The sequence below is a fragment of the Flavobacterium silvisoli genome (assembly GCF_004329815.1).
Classification (GTDB): Bacteria; Bacteroidota; Bacteroidia; order Flavobacteriales; family Flavobacteriaceae; genus Flavobacterium; species Flavobacterium silvisoli.
The window spans coordinates 1-16,893 of sequence record NZ_SJPE01000012.1; the positions used below are offsets into that span (position 1 = coordinate 1).

Below are 16,893 nucleotides of genomic sequence, written 5' to 3' on the forward strand. Positions count from 1 at the left end.
CAAGTATTAGGAGCAGAGCGAGTAGGCGAAAACGTAGCTTACAATTACAGCACTGCAGAAAGCGCTTTCAGTGCCTGGATGAACAGTCCAACCCATAAAGCCAACATTGAAGGGAATTTTACCCATTTCGGAATTTCCGTAACCACCGACCCAGCCACCGGAAGAAAATATTACACCAATATGTTTATTAAAAAATTACCTTAATAACCTAGTGTACAAAGAGAAAATAATAGTTTGATTATTGTTTTGTTTGATTTTGACAGATCTAAAAACCCGCCTCTAAAGCGGGTTTTTTAGTTTATTTAAATCCTAGACGTGACTTGAGTTTCAGGAATAATAAAGCGATTGAATAAGCATCATCTGAAGCGGAATTTTTTTCGCTTTGTGGAATTTTATACAGCTTAATTAAGTCATCCAACGAAAATGATTTATTGGTAATATCATATAGTTTTTGATGCATGATTTCGATATCCAAAGCCTCATTTTTTAATTTACCGCACTCCATTTTTTCGAGCACCTCATTAATCATTTCAATGTCAAAATGAATGCGATGACCAACCAAAACCGCGTTGCCGATATAATCTACTAAAGCTTGAATAGCTTGTGGTTCAGCCAATTTAGATAATTTACTTTCAATCAGGAATTCATTTGACAAACCATTGTCATGAAGGTATTTGTATTGCAAAATGACAACTTCAAAATTGTCTCCCACCTTGATAATGTCATTAACCACACCAATAGCTCCAAAGGAAAGAATTACATCTTTCTTCGGATTTAAACCGGTCGTCTCAGTACTCAGAATAACGTATCGGTTGGATTTTGTTTCAAATTTAGCCAGATACAATTTCCAAAACTCAGGATAATCTTTGTTTATGTTTTTAATCCAGTCCAGCATATTAAGAGAATTGTGTCAATCTGAATTTGTCTTTTATTAATTCTTCGAGCTCTTTCATTGGGCCGAGTGCATTTTTGAGTTTTTCCCTGTCAGCTTTAGAGAGTTCATCGATATTTATGAAATCACCAGAAGTGTCGTTTTTAAGACCTTCGAGTGTTCTGAATTTAGATAAAATCAGAAAGGCATCGGCACAATTCAAATAAATTTCGGAATACTTGGGATCTATCATTGCCAATTGTTTGAAACGCAAATAGGTATTATTAATTCCTCTTAAATTCAAACTGATAGCGAAAAGTCGTGCTCCGTCAACCAAAGGCATAATCGCTCTGTTTTTGATATCAAATTTACCTTTGTGTTCTCCGTCTTCTTCCAAATTAAACTTTTTGAAAAAATTCAGCGGCGGATTTTTACGCAGGGTGTCATTACCCAAATAATCGAAGAATAAGACGTTGTTTTTGGAATTATTGAAAATCACATCAGTAATAGCGTCTTCAATTTTTCCTTCTCCAAAAGCAATTTCATAATCGAAAAAAATGCTGCTGATATCGTTCGATTTTTCCCCGGGTGTTTTCATCCAACTGTTGTACTGCTTTATCCAATCGGTTAGTGATTTACACCAAAGCATATTGCTGGCCATGTGTCCGTTTGGACAGAATTCATATCCTACTTTTTCGAGTATAGCAGTCGCCCTTTTAGCTAATTTCAAGAAATAATCCTTAACATCACGATATTTTTCAACAGATACATCCTCAAAAACCAAAATACTGTCCTGATCAGTCAATAAAAGTTGTTCTTTTCTGCCTTGACTTCCGATGCTCAACCATGCAAAACGGGCGGGAGGTGAGCCCAAATCAAGAATCGCTAATTCTACCGATCTTTTTACAATAGCAGTTATAATTTCGCCTGAAATGTTATAAATATGAGGTAACGGAATGTTCTTAGCGATGGATGCCTGAATTAAATCGGTTAGCTTTTCACGTACTTGTTTCAATTCCTTAGGCGAGAGAGCCCGTTTAATCTCTTTAATTAAAACTCCAGGGTTATTTGCCTGTGCTACAATTAGATCATGCTCAGATATAATACCTTTTACATCGGATTTATCCGAACCGTCAGCCGTTACACATAAATGACTCACATTGTGCTTGAGCAATAATAATTGAGCTTCTGCTACCGAAACATTTTCCGGAACAGTAATAACCGGTGAGGACATTATCTTTTCAACAGTATTAGTAATCGGAAATCTTCCGTTGGCAATTTTACTTCTGAAATCTGTATCCGTAACAATACCGATTGGCTGATTTTGATCTGTAACTATAGCACTGTCGATTAAATTTTCTGTCATTAATTGTGCCGCATCTTTTATGACAGTAGTTACAGCTATTTTAATAGGAGTTTTGTTGTAAGCTAATGATTGGAAATACTGAATTTCAGTAGTTTGATTTTCAGTGTATACATTATCCGTAATGAGTTTTCCCCGGTTTTCTTTGTCGAATGGATTACGGGTGTTTGTGGCAAAACTTTCGAGTAAAAAGTCTAGAACCTGAGAATTTTGTGCAACAAACGGTTTGAAAACATTGATGGGAATGGCGTAAACAATACTGTCTTCACGAGCTTTGGCGGTCATCATATAGTTGTTTTTGGCAAAAAACGGACGCAAACCAAACACATCACCCGCATAGCATTTATTCAGCAATGTTTCTTCGGCATCTGCAATAACGGAAAGATTGATAACTCCTGATGCTACGACATAAAAACTGTCATGAAGTTTGTCATCAATTTGAAACAAGGTTTTATGTTTGTCTAAATTAACCACACCGATACTGGTTGCAACCTGAATTAACTCGTCATGACTCAAATAGTTAAATGGCGGATATTCTTTTAAAAAGTTGGCAATATTTTCAGCTATCGAATTACTCATGATTTTTAATGCGTTAAATTGAATTCAATTTGATACAGACAAAAATAGGAAAGCTTTAATCAAGTTGGGACCATTGTTAACAAGATTTGAAAACTAATAAACTCTTTAATAGTAAATGTTTTTGAAAAATTCTATTTTACATAATATAAATTATGATTCAAAATAAGTATATAATAATTTAGGCTTACTATAGATGTATTTGTTTGTATTTAAACAATTTATATAATTCTATGTAAATAAATAATATCAAAAATTGAGTTCTCTGAATTTTTTGCCAATGGCTAAACTCAATTTCGTTTTATAATCCTCAATCAACCATTCACGATAATTTTTACTGGTTTTACCAAGACATTTCACAAAACTCTTGACGCGACTTTCAATATCATCCGAAAGCAATTTAGATAACATTCGTGCGCCATTCAGTTCGTTTGAATTTTCGACACACATCGTAGCATGTTGTTGAATTGATTTTTCGAGCACTTCTTTGGGACGCAAATTCATAGCCATGTTTTTCTTGAATTCACTTTCAATATCCATATCAATCACTGCCGTTTTAGCAAATATTTTACGCGTTGCTTCGGGCATGGTATATTTGAAATTACTTTCAATTTCGGCATCATCTCTTAAGTTTTCAAGATAATATTCGGGTGATTTAAAAATATGCTGCCAATCTACCGGATCATTCCACAAGCCAAATCGCAGGGCGTTATTTCCTAAATCGATGACAATAAAATTGTCCTTATTGGGTAATTTTCGTGAACCGCGACCAATCATTTGAAAATATAACGTCAAAGACTTAGTAGCTCTGTTTAGTATAATACTTTCAACAGTAGGCTCATCAAATCCGGTCGTCAAAATCCCTACAGAAGTCAATATTGCGTCCGGTGTTTTTTTGAACCAATGTAAAATTTCTTTGCGATCTTCAACACTTGTTGTATTATCAAGGTGTCTTATAGCGTAACCGGCTTCTCTGAAAGTTTCGTACACATACAATGATGTATTGATACCGTTGTTAAAAATCAGAGTCTTCTTGCCTAATGATTTTTCGGTGTATGCATGGAGCAATTTTTCCTGCATAACCATGTTCATGTACAAATCATCAGAAGACTTTACTGTATAATCTCCGTTAATTCCAACTTTCAACGAAGTTAATCCAACATCATAACTATACGTAGTTGCTTTAGCGAGAAATCCTTTATCTATAAGGGACTGAATGGTATCACCAACAATTAACTCATCGTAATTTTGATGCATGGGCAATTTAATATTGGAGCTCAAAGGAGTGGCTGTAACTCCAAGTATAAATGACTTTTTGAATTGTCCGAGTAATTTTCGAAAAGAATTATAATGAGCCTCATCAATGATGACCAAACCAACGTTATCAATCATTAGTTTTTCGTCATTCAAACGATTTTTCAGGGTTTCGACCATCGCTACAAAACAAGAATATTCATCCTGATCCGGTAGCTCTTTGATGTTGCTGTTGATGATTTTATTTTTAACATCAAAGCCTTTGAGCATTTTAGAAGTTTGTTTGCAGAGCTCAATTCGGTGGGTTAATACCACTACTTTTTTATTGTGTTGCGACAAGTAGCGTCTTACAATTTCAGAGAAAATTACTGTTTTTCCACCGCCTGTTGGCAATTGATACAACAAATGATGGTCGTTCGGGGCATTGTCTATACGGTCAAAAATTTTGTCAATATCGCCTTTTTGGTAACCGTAAAGTTCCTTTTTTTCTTCGATTTCGATACTTAAATCTTTGTGAGACATGGTGATTTGTACAATTTTGCAAAAGTACAGCTAAAAAAGAGTTCTTACACCATTAATTTTTCAAATAACACAAATTTAATATTCAAATCGCTCAACGATGGCCTCGAATTGATGAGCATTGAACCAATCTTGATTGACGGCTTCTTCCTTAATACCCATCATCCTATTCTTGAATTCGTTTAAAATCCCGTTTTCAATTAAAAAACTAACGGCTTGATGATAAGAAGTCAGCATGCTTTTAAAAAACAATTCCGATTTGATGATTTTCTCTGCCGAAAACGCTTGTGCAATTTCAATGTTGTATAGCATCACATCAGCAATGATGAATGCGTCAACTCCAAGCGAAATAAAATGTTTAATGAATTTTTGAGCTACTGAACGACGCATTTTGGCCCTCTTACTTTTCACAGGGAAATATTCGTTTGAAATTTTAAACTTAGCTTCCTGCACTAATTTATCTTCATTCGGATTAAAAGCGAAATTATAGTACACCTTTACGTCATTAAACTTTTCGTAAAGCTCTAACAATTGCTGCTCCAATTGTTCTTTTGTAAGTTCGTGCAGATACTTTTTTAAATCGCGTTTGCTCATGGGTTGTGTATGATGACAAAAGTAACCGCTTTTTTAGTTTCAGTATTGATGTTATTACTTAATTTTGCAATCAAAATAAAAATCATGACTAAACTCTTTAAGTTCACCGCTATTGCCGAAGGTATTTCGTATCTTGTTTTATTTGCCAACATGCTGATTGTGAAACCCAGCAACCTTGAATTGTATAAAACATTATTATTTCCAATAGGAATGGCACACGGATTATTGTTTATTGGTTATGTTATTTTGGCACTGGCAATTCGCACAGCTCAAAATTGGAGTTTTAAAGACTTATTTGTAGTGCAGGTTGCCTCCCTCCTGCCGTTTGCCACGTTTTATGTAGAGAAAAAATATGTAAGAAATGCATAAGTTCGTAGCTAAAATATTCGGTTGGAGTTACCCTCTTTTCAAAAAATGGGATTTTGGAGAGACACTTTCCGCCTATTTGAGCTTAGCGATTAACATTGTTGTCTTATCATTTTTATCCTATCTGATATTCCTGATTTTTCGCTATGTATTGGTCAGAACGATGATAATTGTTGCGCGTAAGACCAAAACCCGATTTGATGATTTATTAGTTTCAAATAAAACGGCGAAATATATTGCTCATTTAATTCCGTTACTTTTTGTTTACAAAAGCGTTCCGATCATCCTGGAAAACTTTGTTTACTGGGAAGCTGTATTCGGAAAACTTGTAGCAATCTATATTGTTTTGTTGAGTTTATGGATTATTAAAACCATTTTACATGCAGTCAGAGATCATCTGAAATCAAACCCGTCTTACAGTGATAAACCTATTGACAGTTACATTCAGGTAATCATGATTGTGCTGTGGTTGTTTGCATTTATTTTTATTGTTTCCAAAATTTTTGACATCAGTACCGGAACCATGTTAGGAACATTCGGAGCTGTTTCGGCCATCATATTGTTGATTTTCAGAGATATTATTTTGGGATTTGTAGCCAGCGTACAAGTTTCGTTAAACGATATGGTTCGAATTGGTGACTGGATTACGTTCGATAAATTTGGTGCCGACGGAGATGTAATCGAAATCAATTTGGCTACGGTTAAAGTTCGGAATTTTGACAACACTACTACCACTATTCCCACCTACAGTATGATATCCGATTCGTTCCGAAACTGGCGTGGTATGTTGAATTCACAAGGAAGAAGAATAAAACGACACATCCTCATCAAGGCCAATAGCATTCGATTTCTGAATGAAGATGAATTACTGGAACTAAAGAAAATTCAGCTGGTAAGCAGCTACATTGAAAAGCGTCAAGCTGAAATTAACAAGTTCAATAAAGCCAATCAAGTTGATAAGTCAATACTGATTAACGGGCGAAACATGACTAATTTTGGTTTGTTTCGAAAATACATTACACAGTATCTTAGCCAATACCCAGGTTTAAACAAAGATATGATTTTGCTTTGCCGGCAGTTGCAACCTACTCCGCACGGAATTCCGTTAGAGATTTATGCCTTTTCAAACGACAAACGCTTTGAGAACTATGAATACATCATGGCCGATATTTTTGACCATATATTTGCGTCTATTGTTTACTTTGATTTAGAAATATACGAACTTCCTTCGAGTAAAGATTATCTTTCTGATTAATCTCCCAAGCGGTCTTTTATGTATTCTATTTTTGTTTTTCCGTGAGGAGCCGGCTTTCCGTCATCTCCTAAACTCACCATTGTAATATTCTCCAGAGTTATGATTACTTCTCTGGTCATCATATTTCGAACTTGACAGGTCAAAGTCAAAGATGTTCGTCCAAATTTAACAACATCGATACCAATTTCAACGATATCACCCTGACGTGCCGAGCTCACAAAATTAATCTCGGACATGTTTGGTTACAATTTTATTGTTTTCTAACTGAATGACCGAATATAACGCCAATTCCTCATCAATCCAGGCTAACAATCTGCCACCAAACAAAGTACTGTTTGGATTTAAATCTTCCGGTTTTACCCATTTTCTGGTATGAAATCTCATTTTGTTTGTATTTTTTGTAAAGCAAAATTAATGATTTCATCATGGTCAAAAGCCAATTTTGGCAAATCATTAATCGGAAACCATTGTGCCTCTTTAGCATCATCTGAAGCTTTTGGAACAACATCGGCGGAAACAAAACCGTAATAGGCTACAGAAACTACATGATGTCTTGGGTCTCGGTATGGTTTCCCGAACGCCTTAAGTTGTGTCATGGTTTCTATTGCTATTTGGGTTTCTTCCAGTAATTCTCTTTTTACAGCAACATCAATATCCTCGTGTTCATCAACAAAACCACCCGGTAATGCCCAAGCATTCTGAAAAGGCTCATTTTTTCTTTTTATCAATAGAAGATAAAGTGTATTGTGTACAGATTTGAAGATGACGGCATCAACCGTCAGGAAAATTTTGGAAACTCTCATTTCTGTTTTTAATAGTTGATTGTGAACTGTTTTCTGAAATCCAATAATAGGCAAAAAACTTGGTTATTTGGGGGAAACGTTTATATTTGCAATGACTTTAACATTTCATTAAAATAATTACAAATCATATCATATGAAGAAACACCTACTACTAGTAATTACTCTTTTAAGTGCTTCAGTAGTTCTTACTGCACAGGAAAAGAAAAATGAGAAAAAAGCCGATAAGGAGTTTATCAGTGCCGATGTTGACAAAGAAATTCAAGGAGACACTTACAACAGATGGTCAATAGAGGTTGATTTTGGACAAAGTAAAGGAGGAAAACCCTATGCTGACGGTTATTTTGCCAGTGACCCGGACAAGTTTATGGGAGGATTTCAATTCAATCACTATGGTATTGGTGCGCGTTATATGTTAAGTCCGAAGTTTGGTTTAAAGTCTCATTTATCGTATGATGATATTAAAAAATTACCAGGCTCAAGAAGTTTAGATTTCAAAGTGCAACACATACAGCTTACATTTGAAGGTGTAGTAAATGCTGCCAGATTATTTGATATACAAGAAGGAGCAAAACGATTTGGAATGTTATTCCACTTTGGTATTCAAGCATCACAAATGATGCCTAAGATGAACACTGCTGCGGGAAGCAACAAAGGCAGAAAAGAATTAAACGGCGGAATTGTGGTGGGTATTACTCCATCATACAGAATTTTTAATAATGTTAGTGTTTTTACAGATATTACCATCAATTCAAACGTAAGACAACATTTTAACTGGGATGGTTCTTATTCTGACAGAAGTAATAACTTAACCGGAAGTTTATTTACTACATCACTTGGATTGTCTTTTGCTTTAGGAAAAGGAAAAGTTCACGGCGATTGGGCGATTATTAAAGATAAAAAAGACAAAGAAATTGATGAATTATCTAACCGAATTGGTGAAATCGAGACCTTGATGAATGATTCTGATAAGGATGGAGTTCCGGATTATCTGGATGCTGAAAACAACTCAATTGCCGGTGTGGCTGTTGACACCAAAGGAAGAATGGTTGATAAGAACAATAATGGTGTGCCGGATGAGTTAGAAAAATATATCGACAAAACAATCACAAACAATAATAACAACAACACTAACACTGCAACCGTAACTAACGGCATGTTAGAACAGTTGATTAACGATGGTTATGTGGCTGCTTATTTTGATGCTAACAAAACAAAACCTACCAATGCATCTGCTGATAATATTGGTTTTGTATTAAACTACCTGAAAAACAATCCTGATAAGTCAGTACAAATTATCGGATATGCCGATGAATTGGGTAGCAGCGATTACAACAATAAATTGTCTGGAGAAAGAGCACAAAACGTGAAAACAATATTAACCAAGGCCGGTATAAGTCCTTCACGATTGACAATCGTAGGAAACGGTATCGATAGTTCTGTAGATAAAAACTCAGAGTACGCCCGACGTTTGGTTCGCAAAGTAATCTTCAAAATCAAATAATAATTAACAATCAATTATTAATAACTAAAAAAAACCTCTGCTTTTCAGCAGAGGTTTTTTTTTAATTTTAAGTAGTCCGATAGTACGAAGAAAAGTATTTACTTAAAAACTAACTCGATCAACTTTTACTGTTGTAATCTTAAAAAACAAATAACTATGGAAGCACGCGATAATCATGTTCTCGAACTAAGAGGCGAAGCTCTGGGAATAATCAACCATCAATCTTCGTTAGAAGAGACTTTTCAAAATAAAACGCTGAGACCCATACTGAAAATACAAAATGACTTGTTTATTGCGGTTTTTATCAATTACGCCATAAAACAAAAAAATGTCTTTTTTGGTTTGACCCCCGAAAAAAAGATTGCTTACATAGAAAACGTTATTCAGCGGGACATTAAATTCAGAAATTCACTCAAAGGAATTGTTATCGGATTGTTTACTGTAGATGAGTATAATGAGTACATTCAAAACTCTTCTAACCTAAATAAAAGAATGATGAATATGCTGATTGAAAGACTAAAAAGTCAAATTCAACTGCTAGAGCCTAATTTATACAGTTAAATACTTAAACCTTTTTCGCTATTTTAAATAGTTCTGTTTGATATCCAAAAAAGTTTGATTTGTATGAATCAGGGTCGAGACTATATCTTTTCTCAACTCACTTAAATCTTCATAATGCAAGTACTTGGCCCAAGCAGTTTCAAAAAGTACTTCTTTAATAATACGCATGATTTTAGCTGTTTCCTTTGAATTCCTTAATGCATAGGTTTCAGTTTCAATAAGCGATTCTTTGTGAAAAAAATCGACTTCTCCGGTTTCAAAATCTACTTTAATATAAAACAACTTGGAGGTATCATCATTCGGATAAAAGCTTTCCCAGTTGGCAAAGGCAACCGTGATATTCTGATTTTTAAATGTATTCAAAGGAATTAAACGCCAATAACAATCACCCACTCTACCCCAATGATTAGAAATGCGGTACAATCCTTTTTCAGTGAAAATATAGTGACTTCCGGACTTGCTTTTGTAGTTTACTTTCATCGACTGTATTTCGTCTGATGATACTTCATTCCAAATACAAAAAGTATGACTGTGAAAATTGACTCTGTTATAATTTTTGACCAAAATATATTCAGTTCCTGTCTAAATGTAATTAGTCTTCTTCTCCTTCTGATTCGGCACCGCTGCTGAATGCTTTAAAATCTTTTCTGATTTCAGTATGGCGAATTTCACCGCCTGAAGTTCCAACCTGCTGAGCTAAAAATACTCCAGCCAAAGCAATTACGAAAGCGATAAGTGAAATCAGTTTTGCCTTGCTGTGATTTTTAAAGTTGGCATATAGCCCTAACAAAGAAACTGCTCCCAATATGTATAATACCAAGGCTAACTTTTCAGCTATTTCCTCATGCTCATGAATTATTTGTTTACCAATACCCGGCATATCCTCGACTACTTCCTCTGCTCCTTCTCCGGTGGTCATACTCAGCGCAGCAAAAACAGCTGCGACAATAAAAATTACATAAGCTACGTTCTTGACAACATTGTTTTTAGAAAAAATTCCGGCCGCTAAAATTCCCAATCCAAGAATGGTTCCAATGATGGGAAAATGATTTACTACTAAATGATAATGGGCTTCTGTCATGATAAATAAGTTTTAGTATGTACCCAAAGTTACCATATTTTGGTTTAACTGAAATGATAATTATCAGTCTGAACGCTATTTAGAAAAACTCAAAATTACTTTGGTTCCCACTTTTTCTTCACTCTCAATTTCTAAATCGATTTGCAGTAAGATACACAATCGTTTCACTATTGACAACCCCAGACCGGTTCCTTTAATCTCGGGATGCTCGTTGGCTTTGGAACGGTAAAACTGATCGAATATTTTTTGAAGATCTTCTTTGGCAATTCCTATACCGTGATCGGCAATACTGCATATGATCTTATCATTGGCTTCAATAATGTCGAAATTGATGGTATCTCCGGTTTTAGAATACTTAACAGCATTGGTCAGAATATTGTTGATGACAATACAAAGCAGATAAGCATCGGTAGTGACATAATAATCTTTTTGTGTATGCGATATGCAAGTGAGCTTCTTTTCGCTTATGATACTGGCATTTCTCGACATTACATCAAAAAAAACAGCATTGAGCGAGACTTTTTCCATTTTCAAAGACTGCTTTTGATTTTCAAAACGAGCCAATAAAAGCAATTCATCTACTAAATTATTCAACCGATTCACTTCATTGATACAAAAATCAATTTTTTCTTTATACTGTTCAGGATTACGGGGTTTACGAACTAATACCTCTAAAGTTCCTTTAATTACAGCCAAAGGGGTTCTCAGTTCATGAGAAGCATCTGAAGTAAATTGTTTTTCACGCTCTATTGCATTTTCCACCCGATCCAACAAGTTGTTTATGGTTTTGGAAAGTGTAAACAATTCATCTCTGTTTTGTGGCAAAGGAATTCTGGATTTCAGATTATCCTTGGTAATGATATTTGACGTTTCTATAATAGAACTAATGGGCTTTATGCTTTTGCCGGCAATGAATCGCGCGATAAAAAATAGCACGAGTAATACTAACGGATAAGCCACCACCAATATGACAAACAGGTTATTCAATACCATTTTAGAATCTTCGAGTGACATGGCAACAATCAAAAAACCAATAATTTTGGTTCCCTGATACAATGGTACCTGTACTTGTCGAACAGAGATATTATCTAATTTACCATCAAACAATTCATTGTTGATAGCACCTGGATAAAAGGTTAATTTCTTCTTCTTTAAGTTAGGCGATTTGTTGACTAAAGCCCCCAGCTCATCTACGAATTGTATGAAAGCCGGACTGACATCTACTTTGTTAAATTGTACTTGTTTCCACTGTTCTTCGCGAACCAAAAGGACGCAGTTTTCTTTGACTTCGATTTCTTTTAAATGTTTTGCAATTTCATTCTGAATATCGTTATTTACTTTTACATAAACACTGAAACGAACAATGGAAAAAATGACAAAAAACACCACAAAAATCAAGAGTGCTGTGGTGATGATGTAATTAGAAGCTATTCTGTTTTTAAACGAAAGTTGTTGCATCAGTCTTTATCGTTAGCAATATATCCCACACCGCGAATGGTTTTGATATAATCTTCATCTACTTTTAAATTCAGTTTTTTGCGAATGGAATTCATAAAAACATCAATAACACCGGTATCATATTCAAAGTGAATGTCCCAAACATCCTGGATGATTTGTGTTCTGGAACATACGCTACCTTTGTTTTTAACCAAATAAGAAAGCAGATCAAATTCTTTTTGTGTCAACGAAACTTCTCGCTTATCAACGGTGACTGCGTGTTTTAACAAATTGATTTCTATGGGACCCAAAGTCAGAATTTCTTGTTCACTTTTGTCGCGCAATTGAACCTTAATGCGCTCCACCAACTCATCGAAACTAAACGGTTTTTTGATATAATCATTGGCACCGCTTTTCAATCCTTCAACGGTTTCCTGAACGGTGTCTTTGGCGGTTAAAAATATTATGGGCAATTTTGTGTTTTGTTGTCTTATGGCTTGGCAAACCTCTACTCCTGTCATTTTAGGAAGCATCCAATCGAGTAATACTAAATCAAATTTGCCATTTTGAAACAGTTCAAATCCTTTTGCTCCGTCATTGGCTGAAGTAATCGTATAACCTTCTTCTTCAAGCCCTTGCTTCAGGAATTGTACAATTCCCTCTTCATCTTCTACAATTAGAATGTGCTTCATTTGAGTTGTGTTTATTCTTTGGATAAAGATAAATTAAAAATAAGGTCTTGCCAATGCAATCGAATCTATTTTAATCAAATATTAATAGAAATTGATTGAAAATTGAACCGGAGAAGTTATAATTGTGTTATTTTGTCAAAAAAAAATAAATATGCAGTTTTTCAAAAAGTATTCTCCTTTCGTTAATTTGACGTTGCTGTTTCTTCTGGCCAATTTTATTCTTCGAATTGTACTGCTTTTCCATCCGATTACCCAATCCAATTTCGGTTTTTTAGAGATTATCAACATCTTTGCGTTAGGGTTTGTTTCTGATGTTTTTGTTTTTACTGTAGCCGCAATTTTTCTTTGGTTATACTTACTCTTTTTATCCGATTCAAAATACTATAAACCTTGGGGATATATCATTTTCGCCGGTTTTGTTGCCCTGTTTCTGTATGTGACTTTCGGCAATACCATTTTAAACGAATACGGTGGCTCATTGCCCGAAATCGGAATGTACTTCATCGGCATTAAAACGATTGCTTTTGGATTGTTGTTATTCTTGCCTAAGTACCGCAAAAACATACGATTAGGATTGTATACTATTACCATTTTCATTTTTGTTTTATTGATTATTCAAAATGCCATCAGCGAATTCTTTTTTTGGAACGAGTTTGGCGTGCGGTATAATTTTATAGCGGTTGATTATTTGGTTTATACCAATACCGTAATTGGAAACATCATGGAATCTTACCCAGTCATTCCATTGTTTACCGGAGTTGGACTCATTGCTGCTTTCTTCACTTATGTCATCGTTAAGAGAACAAAACCATTTCTTGAAAAACTACCGTCCTTTACCGATAAAATAAAAAACATGGCGATTTATGTCGTCTTATTTATCATTTCATTAGGAGCTATTCCTTTTTTGGCCAAACAGCAAAATTCCTCCAATGTTTTCACCAATGAATTACAGGCCAATGGCGTTTATAAATTTTATGTAGCATTCATGAGTAGTGAACTCGATTTTGATACGTTTTATAAAACCATGCCCCAAGAGGAAGCTTTTGCTTTATTGCACAAACAACTACCGGGTACTGCTAACGAGAGTAGTTTAAGAAAAACGAAAAGCGATTCCACCGAAATACATAAAAATGTAGTGTTGATTACCATTGAAAGCTACAGCGCTGAATACATGAAAGCGTATGGCAACGAGGATAACATCACTCCTTTCCTAGATTCTTTGGCCACCAAAAGTTTGCAGTTCACTAATCTGTACGCTGTAGGTAACCGAACGGTTCGTGGTTTGGAAGCTGTAACCTTGTGTTTGCCGCCAAGTGCCGCCGAAAGCGTTGTGAAAAGAAAAGACAACAAAAATAAATTTTCAACCGGCAGCATTTTCAAACAAAAAGGATATAACGTGAAATACATGTATGGTGGAGATGCTTTCTTTGACAATATGGGTGATTTTTTTGGTGGCAATGGTTATGACATAGTCGATAAAAAAACATTTTCTCCCCAAGAGATTACGTTTTCAAACGTTTGGGGCGTTTGTGATGAAGACATGTATAAAAAGGCAATCAAAGTTATGAATTCTGAAGCTCAGGAAAATAAACCTTTCTTCAACCACATTATGACCGTGAGCAACCACAGACCGTTTACGTATCCGGAAGGAAAAATTGACATTTCAGGTCTGTCAAAATCAAGAAAAGGCGGTGTAAAATATACTGATTATGCACTGAAACAATTTTTCGCCATGGCTAAAAAGCAACCTTGGTTTAAAAATACCGTGTTTGTTATTTTGGCCGATCATTGCGCCTCAAGTTCAGGTAAAACCGAATTGCCTATGGATAAATACCGTATTCCGGCCATGATTTATGCACCTGGCATGATTCCGGCTAAAGAAGTGAATACACTGATGTCGCAAATTGATGTGATGCCTACATTATTCGGGCTCCTGCATTTTGATTACGAGAATAAGTTTTATGGCCAAAATATTTTTGACAGCAGTTATACGCCCCGTGCTTTTATAGCTACTTATCAGGATTTAGGATATATAAAAAATAATGTATTAACCATCATTTCACCGGTTAAAAAAGTCAAGCAATTCGAGTTAATTCAACAGCCAAATCCCAAAGTTGGCACTAATTTTCAGTTGTATTTCGAAGAAAAACCAATGAAAACTCTTCGTGAAGATTTAGTGAATGAAACTATTGCTTACTACCAAACTTCTGCTTATTTGTTAAAGCATAAAAAATATCAGAAATAGTTTAACTATTATCGGTTGATTTTATTAATCGTAAGATAATACCACTGATTTCATAAAGGTTGTCGGTACAAAAGTTAATATCGATTGAACTAATCGTTTTTTATATATTTTTGTTCCAAATACCACTTATGATGAGGCACAAAAATTGGCTTGCAATAGCTTTTATGGCTATTGGCATTTCGTTGGCTTATAGTCAGCAAACCGTTAAAGAAAACGATTATACTATTACATACAACAAGGCAAAAATTGATTTACAATTCGATCAGTCAAACGCAATCATCACCAATGCCATTGATGTAAATACCCAAAAACCGATTCTGGTTCGCAAAGAAGGAAATGGTTATGTTTTAGATAACTTATCTCCGGCAGAAATAATCAAAGTAGAGTATCAGACCGTTACACAAAAAGGAACTTCGGAACATACGACATATTTAGCCAGTCCTTCAGCTTCTTCGGGCGAAATTAATGTTTATTTCAACCATGCCGTTAATACTAGTTACAGCCAAATTCAACCTGCTGTTAACTTAGGCAATACGCTCGATGATATGCTGATCAGTTACATTAATGCTTGTCAAAACACGTTAGATATTGCTATTTACAACTCTTATTCACCCAGTACTGTGACCGGAATTGCAGGAGCTATCAATGCCGCTTATGCCAGAGGTGTTCAGATTAGAGTCATTTACGACGGAAGTACCAGCAGTGCTATGATTCCGTTATTAAATTCAGGTATACCTACTTTGGCCAGTCCTAATAATTCCAGTTATGGAATCATGCACAATAAATTTGTCATTTTTGATGCCAACAGCAGCGATCCGAATAAACCTTATGTTTGGACCGGTTCAACCAATTGGACAGTGGTTCAAATTGACGGTCCTGACCGAAACAGTGTTATCACCATTCAGGACCAGGCCTTAGCCTTGGGCTATAAAATAGAATTTGAGGAAATGTGGGGTAGCTCCACTGCGACTCCTGATTTAGTAAACTCCCGATTCGGACCTTACAAAACGGATAATACTCCGCATACCTACATCATAGGAGGAAAAACCATCAACAGTTATTTCAGCCCGAGCGACAATGTTACTTCTAAAATAATTTCGGCCATCAATTCGGCTGACAGCGATATTAACATTGCGACTATGGTACTGACCCGAACTGATATCAGCAATGCTATAATCAGCAAATACAATGGAGGATTGACGAATTTAAACATAGTAATGGATACTCAAAATCCAACCGGAAATCAATTTGAAACTTTAAAAGCAGCTTTACAAACTAATCATGTGGTTAAATTTACCAACAGCGGTATTATGCATCACAAATTCATGGTTGTTGATAATTTCAACAGTACTTCTGACCCATTGGTATTATTGGGCTCTCACAATTGGAGCAGTTCAGCCGAAAACAGAAACGACGAAAACACCCTTATTGTTCACGACCTGAATATTGCCAATCAGTATTATCAGGCATTTGCTTATTTGTATTTAGATGCCGGTGGTGTTTTAACATTGGCAAATCCGGAGTTTACCACCCGTGAGTTTAAACTTTACCCCAACCCTACTTCGGGTTTAATAACCATTGACACGCAAAATGCTTATGCCTTGGATAATGTTACAGTTAGTGTTCACGACGTTATGGGAAAAAATGTTTACAGTAATGAATTCCCGAGTTTAGTTCACGAAAACATTACTATTGACAGTCAGGCTGCCGGACTATATTTTGTTACCATTCAAAGCAGCGGTAAGACTTGGCATTATAAAGTAATCAAAGAATAA

16 protein-coding genes and 1 pseudogene are annotated in these 16,893 nt (G+C 35.3%); 7 read left to right on the forward strand and 10 right to left on the reverse strand.

Annotated elements, in window-relative coordinates; all coding sequences use genetic code 11:
• Positions 1 to 204: CAP domain-containing protein (locus EZL74_RS09945; protein WP_240034584.1), on the forward strand; the 204-nt coding region annotated here is incomplete at its 5' end.
• Positions 205 to 298: 94 nt separating this feature from the next.
• Here the strand turns inward: EZL74_RS09945 and EZL74_RS09950 are convergent.
• The 4 genes from EZL74_RS09950 to EZL74_RS09965 all read right to left on the reverse strand — a co-directional run bounded on the left by EZL74_RS09950 (position 299) and on the right by EZL74_RS09965 (position 5,177).
• On the reverse strand, positions 299 to 895 hold the full coding sequence (locus EZL74_RS09950; protein ID WP_131476461.1) for a 3'-5' exonuclease: 597 nt from the start codon (positions 893 to 895) through the stop codon (positions 299 to 301).
• Position 896: 1 nt separating this feature from the next.
• Positions 897 to 2,813 carry a DUF294 nucleotidyltransferase-like domain-containing protein gene (locus EZL74_RS09955; RefSeq protein ID WP_131476462.1) on the reverse strand — a complete coding sequence of 639 codons (1,917 nt, stop codon included), beginning with the start codon at positions 2,811 to 2,813 and terminating at the stop codon, positions 897 to 899.
• A 246-nt stretch (positions 2,814 to 3,059) separates the two neighbouring features.
• A complete protein-coding gene (locus EZL74_RS09960; RefSeq protein WP_131476463.1) occupies positions 3,060 to 4,586 on the reverse strand; it encodes a DEAD/DEAH box helicase in 1,527 nt (508 codons plus the stop codon).
• Positions 4,587 to 4,661: 75 nt separating this feature from the next.
• Positions 4,662 to 5,177, reverse strand: a complete 516-nt coding sequence (locus tag EZL74_RS09965) for a DUF6155 family protein (protein ID WP_131476464.1) — start codon at positions 5,175 to 5,177, stop codon at positions 4,662 to 4,664.
• A gap of 84 nt (positions 5,178 to 5,261) precedes the next feature.
• Here EZL74_RS09965 and EZL74_RS09970 point away from each other — a divergent pair, with 84 nt between their 5' ends.
• The gene (locus EZL74_RS09970) at positions 5,262 to 5,546 is read left to right on the forward strand and encodes a DUF3817 domain-containing protein (RefSeq protein ID WP_131476465.1); all 285 of its coding nucleotides are present in this window, start codon (positions 5,262 to 5,264) and stop codon (positions 5,544 to 5,546) included.
• Positions 5,539 to 6,798: a mechanosensitive ion channel family protein gene (locus tag EZL74_RS09975; protein ID WP_131476466.1), complete on the forward strand. Its 1,260-nt coding sequence runs from the start codon at positions 5,539 to 5,541 to the stop codon at positions 6,796 to 6,798. The genes EZL74_RS09970 and EZL74_RS09975 overlap by 8 nt, the downstream gene beginning before the upstream one ends.
• Here the strand turns inward: EZL74_RS09975 and EZL74_RS09980 are convergent.
• Positions 6,795 to 7,182: pseudogene (locus tag EZL74_RS09980) on the reverse strand (acyl-CoA thioesterase). The gene EZL74_RS09975 and the pseudogene EZL74_RS09980 overlap by 4 nt on opposite strands.
• On the reverse strand, positions 7,179 to 7,601 hold the full coding sequence (locus tag EZL74_RS09985) for an NUDIX domain-containing protein (RefSeq protein ID WP_131476467.1): 423 nt from the start codon (positions 7,599 to 7,601) through the stop codon (positions 7,179 to 7,181). Before EZL74_RS09985 ends, EZL74_RS09980 begins: the two are co-directional and overlap by 4 nt.
• A gap of 133 nt (positions 7,602 to 7,734) precedes the next feature.
• Between EZL74_RS09985 and EZL74_RS09990 the strand changes: the two genes are divergently transcribed.
• Together EZL74_RS09990 and EZL74_RS09995 are read left to right on the forward strand one after the other, a co-directional pair.
• Positions 7,735 to 9,102 (forward strand): OmpA family protein, encoded by a 1,368-nt coding sequence (locus EZL74_RS09990; protein ID WP_131476468.1) that lies wholly within the window; start codon positions 7,735 to 7,737, stop codon positions 9,100 to 9,102.
• Positions 9,103 to 9,258: 156 nt separating this feature from the next.
• The gene (locus EZL74_RS09995; RefSeq protein ID WP_131476469.1) at positions 9,259 to 9,663 is read left to right on the forward strand and encodes a glyoxalase; all 405 of its coding nucleotides are present in this window, start codon (positions 9,259 to 9,261) and stop codon (positions 9,661 to 9,663) included.
• 18 nt (positions 9,664 to 9,681) lie between these two features.
• Here EZL74_RS09995 and EZL74_RS10000 read toward each other — a convergent pair whose 3' ends face one another.
• The 4 genes from EZL74_RS10000 to EZL74_RS10015 form a co-directional block, all read right to left on the reverse strand.
• Positions 9,682 to 10,143, reverse strand: a complete 462-nt coding sequence (locus EZL74_RS10000; protein WP_131476470.1) for a hypothetical protein — start codon at positions 10,141 to 10,143, stop codon at positions 9,682 to 9,684.
• A gap of 112 nt (positions 10,144 to 10,255) precedes the next feature.
• Complete coding sequence (locus tag EZL74_RS10005) at positions 10,256 to 10,744, reverse strand: hypothetical protein (RefSeq protein WP_131476471.1); 489 nt, start codon at positions 10,742 to 10,744, stop codon at positions 10,256 to 10,258.
• A gap of 75 nt (positions 10,745 to 10,819) precedes the next feature.
• Positions 10,820 to 12,202 carry a sensor histidine kinase gene (locus EZL74_RS10010; protein WP_131476472.1) on the reverse strand — a complete coding sequence of 461 codons (1,383 nt, stop codon included), beginning with the start codon at positions 12,200 to 12,202 and terminating at the stop codon, positions 10,820 to 10,822.
• Positions 12,202 to 12,873 (reverse strand): response regulator transcription factor, encoded by a 672-nt coding sequence (locus tag EZL74_RS10015; protein ID WP_131476473.1) that lies wholly within the window; start codon positions 12,871 to 12,873, stop codon positions 12,202 to 12,204. Before EZL74_RS10015 ends, EZL74_RS10010 begins: the two co-directional genes overlap by 1 nt.
• A 151-nt stretch (positions 12,874 to 13,024) precedes the next feature.
• Between EZL74_RS10015 and EZL74_RS10020 the strand changes: the two genes are divergently transcribed.
• Together EZL74_RS10020 and EZL74_RS10025 are read left to right on the forward strand one after the other, a co-directional pair.
• Complete coding sequence (locus EZL74_RS10020) at positions 13,025 to 15,118, forward strand: LTA synthase family protein (protein WP_131476474.1); 2,094 nt, start codon at positions 13,025 to 13,027, stop codon at positions 15,116 to 15,118.
• A 128-nt stretch (positions 15,119 to 15,246) separates the two neighbouring features.
• Positions 15,247 to 16,893: a phospholipase D-like domain-containing protein gene (locus EZL74_RS10025; RefSeq protein WP_131476475.1), complete on the forward strand. Its 1,647-nt coding sequence runs from the start codon at positions 15,247 to 15,249 to the stop codon at positions 16,891 to 16,893.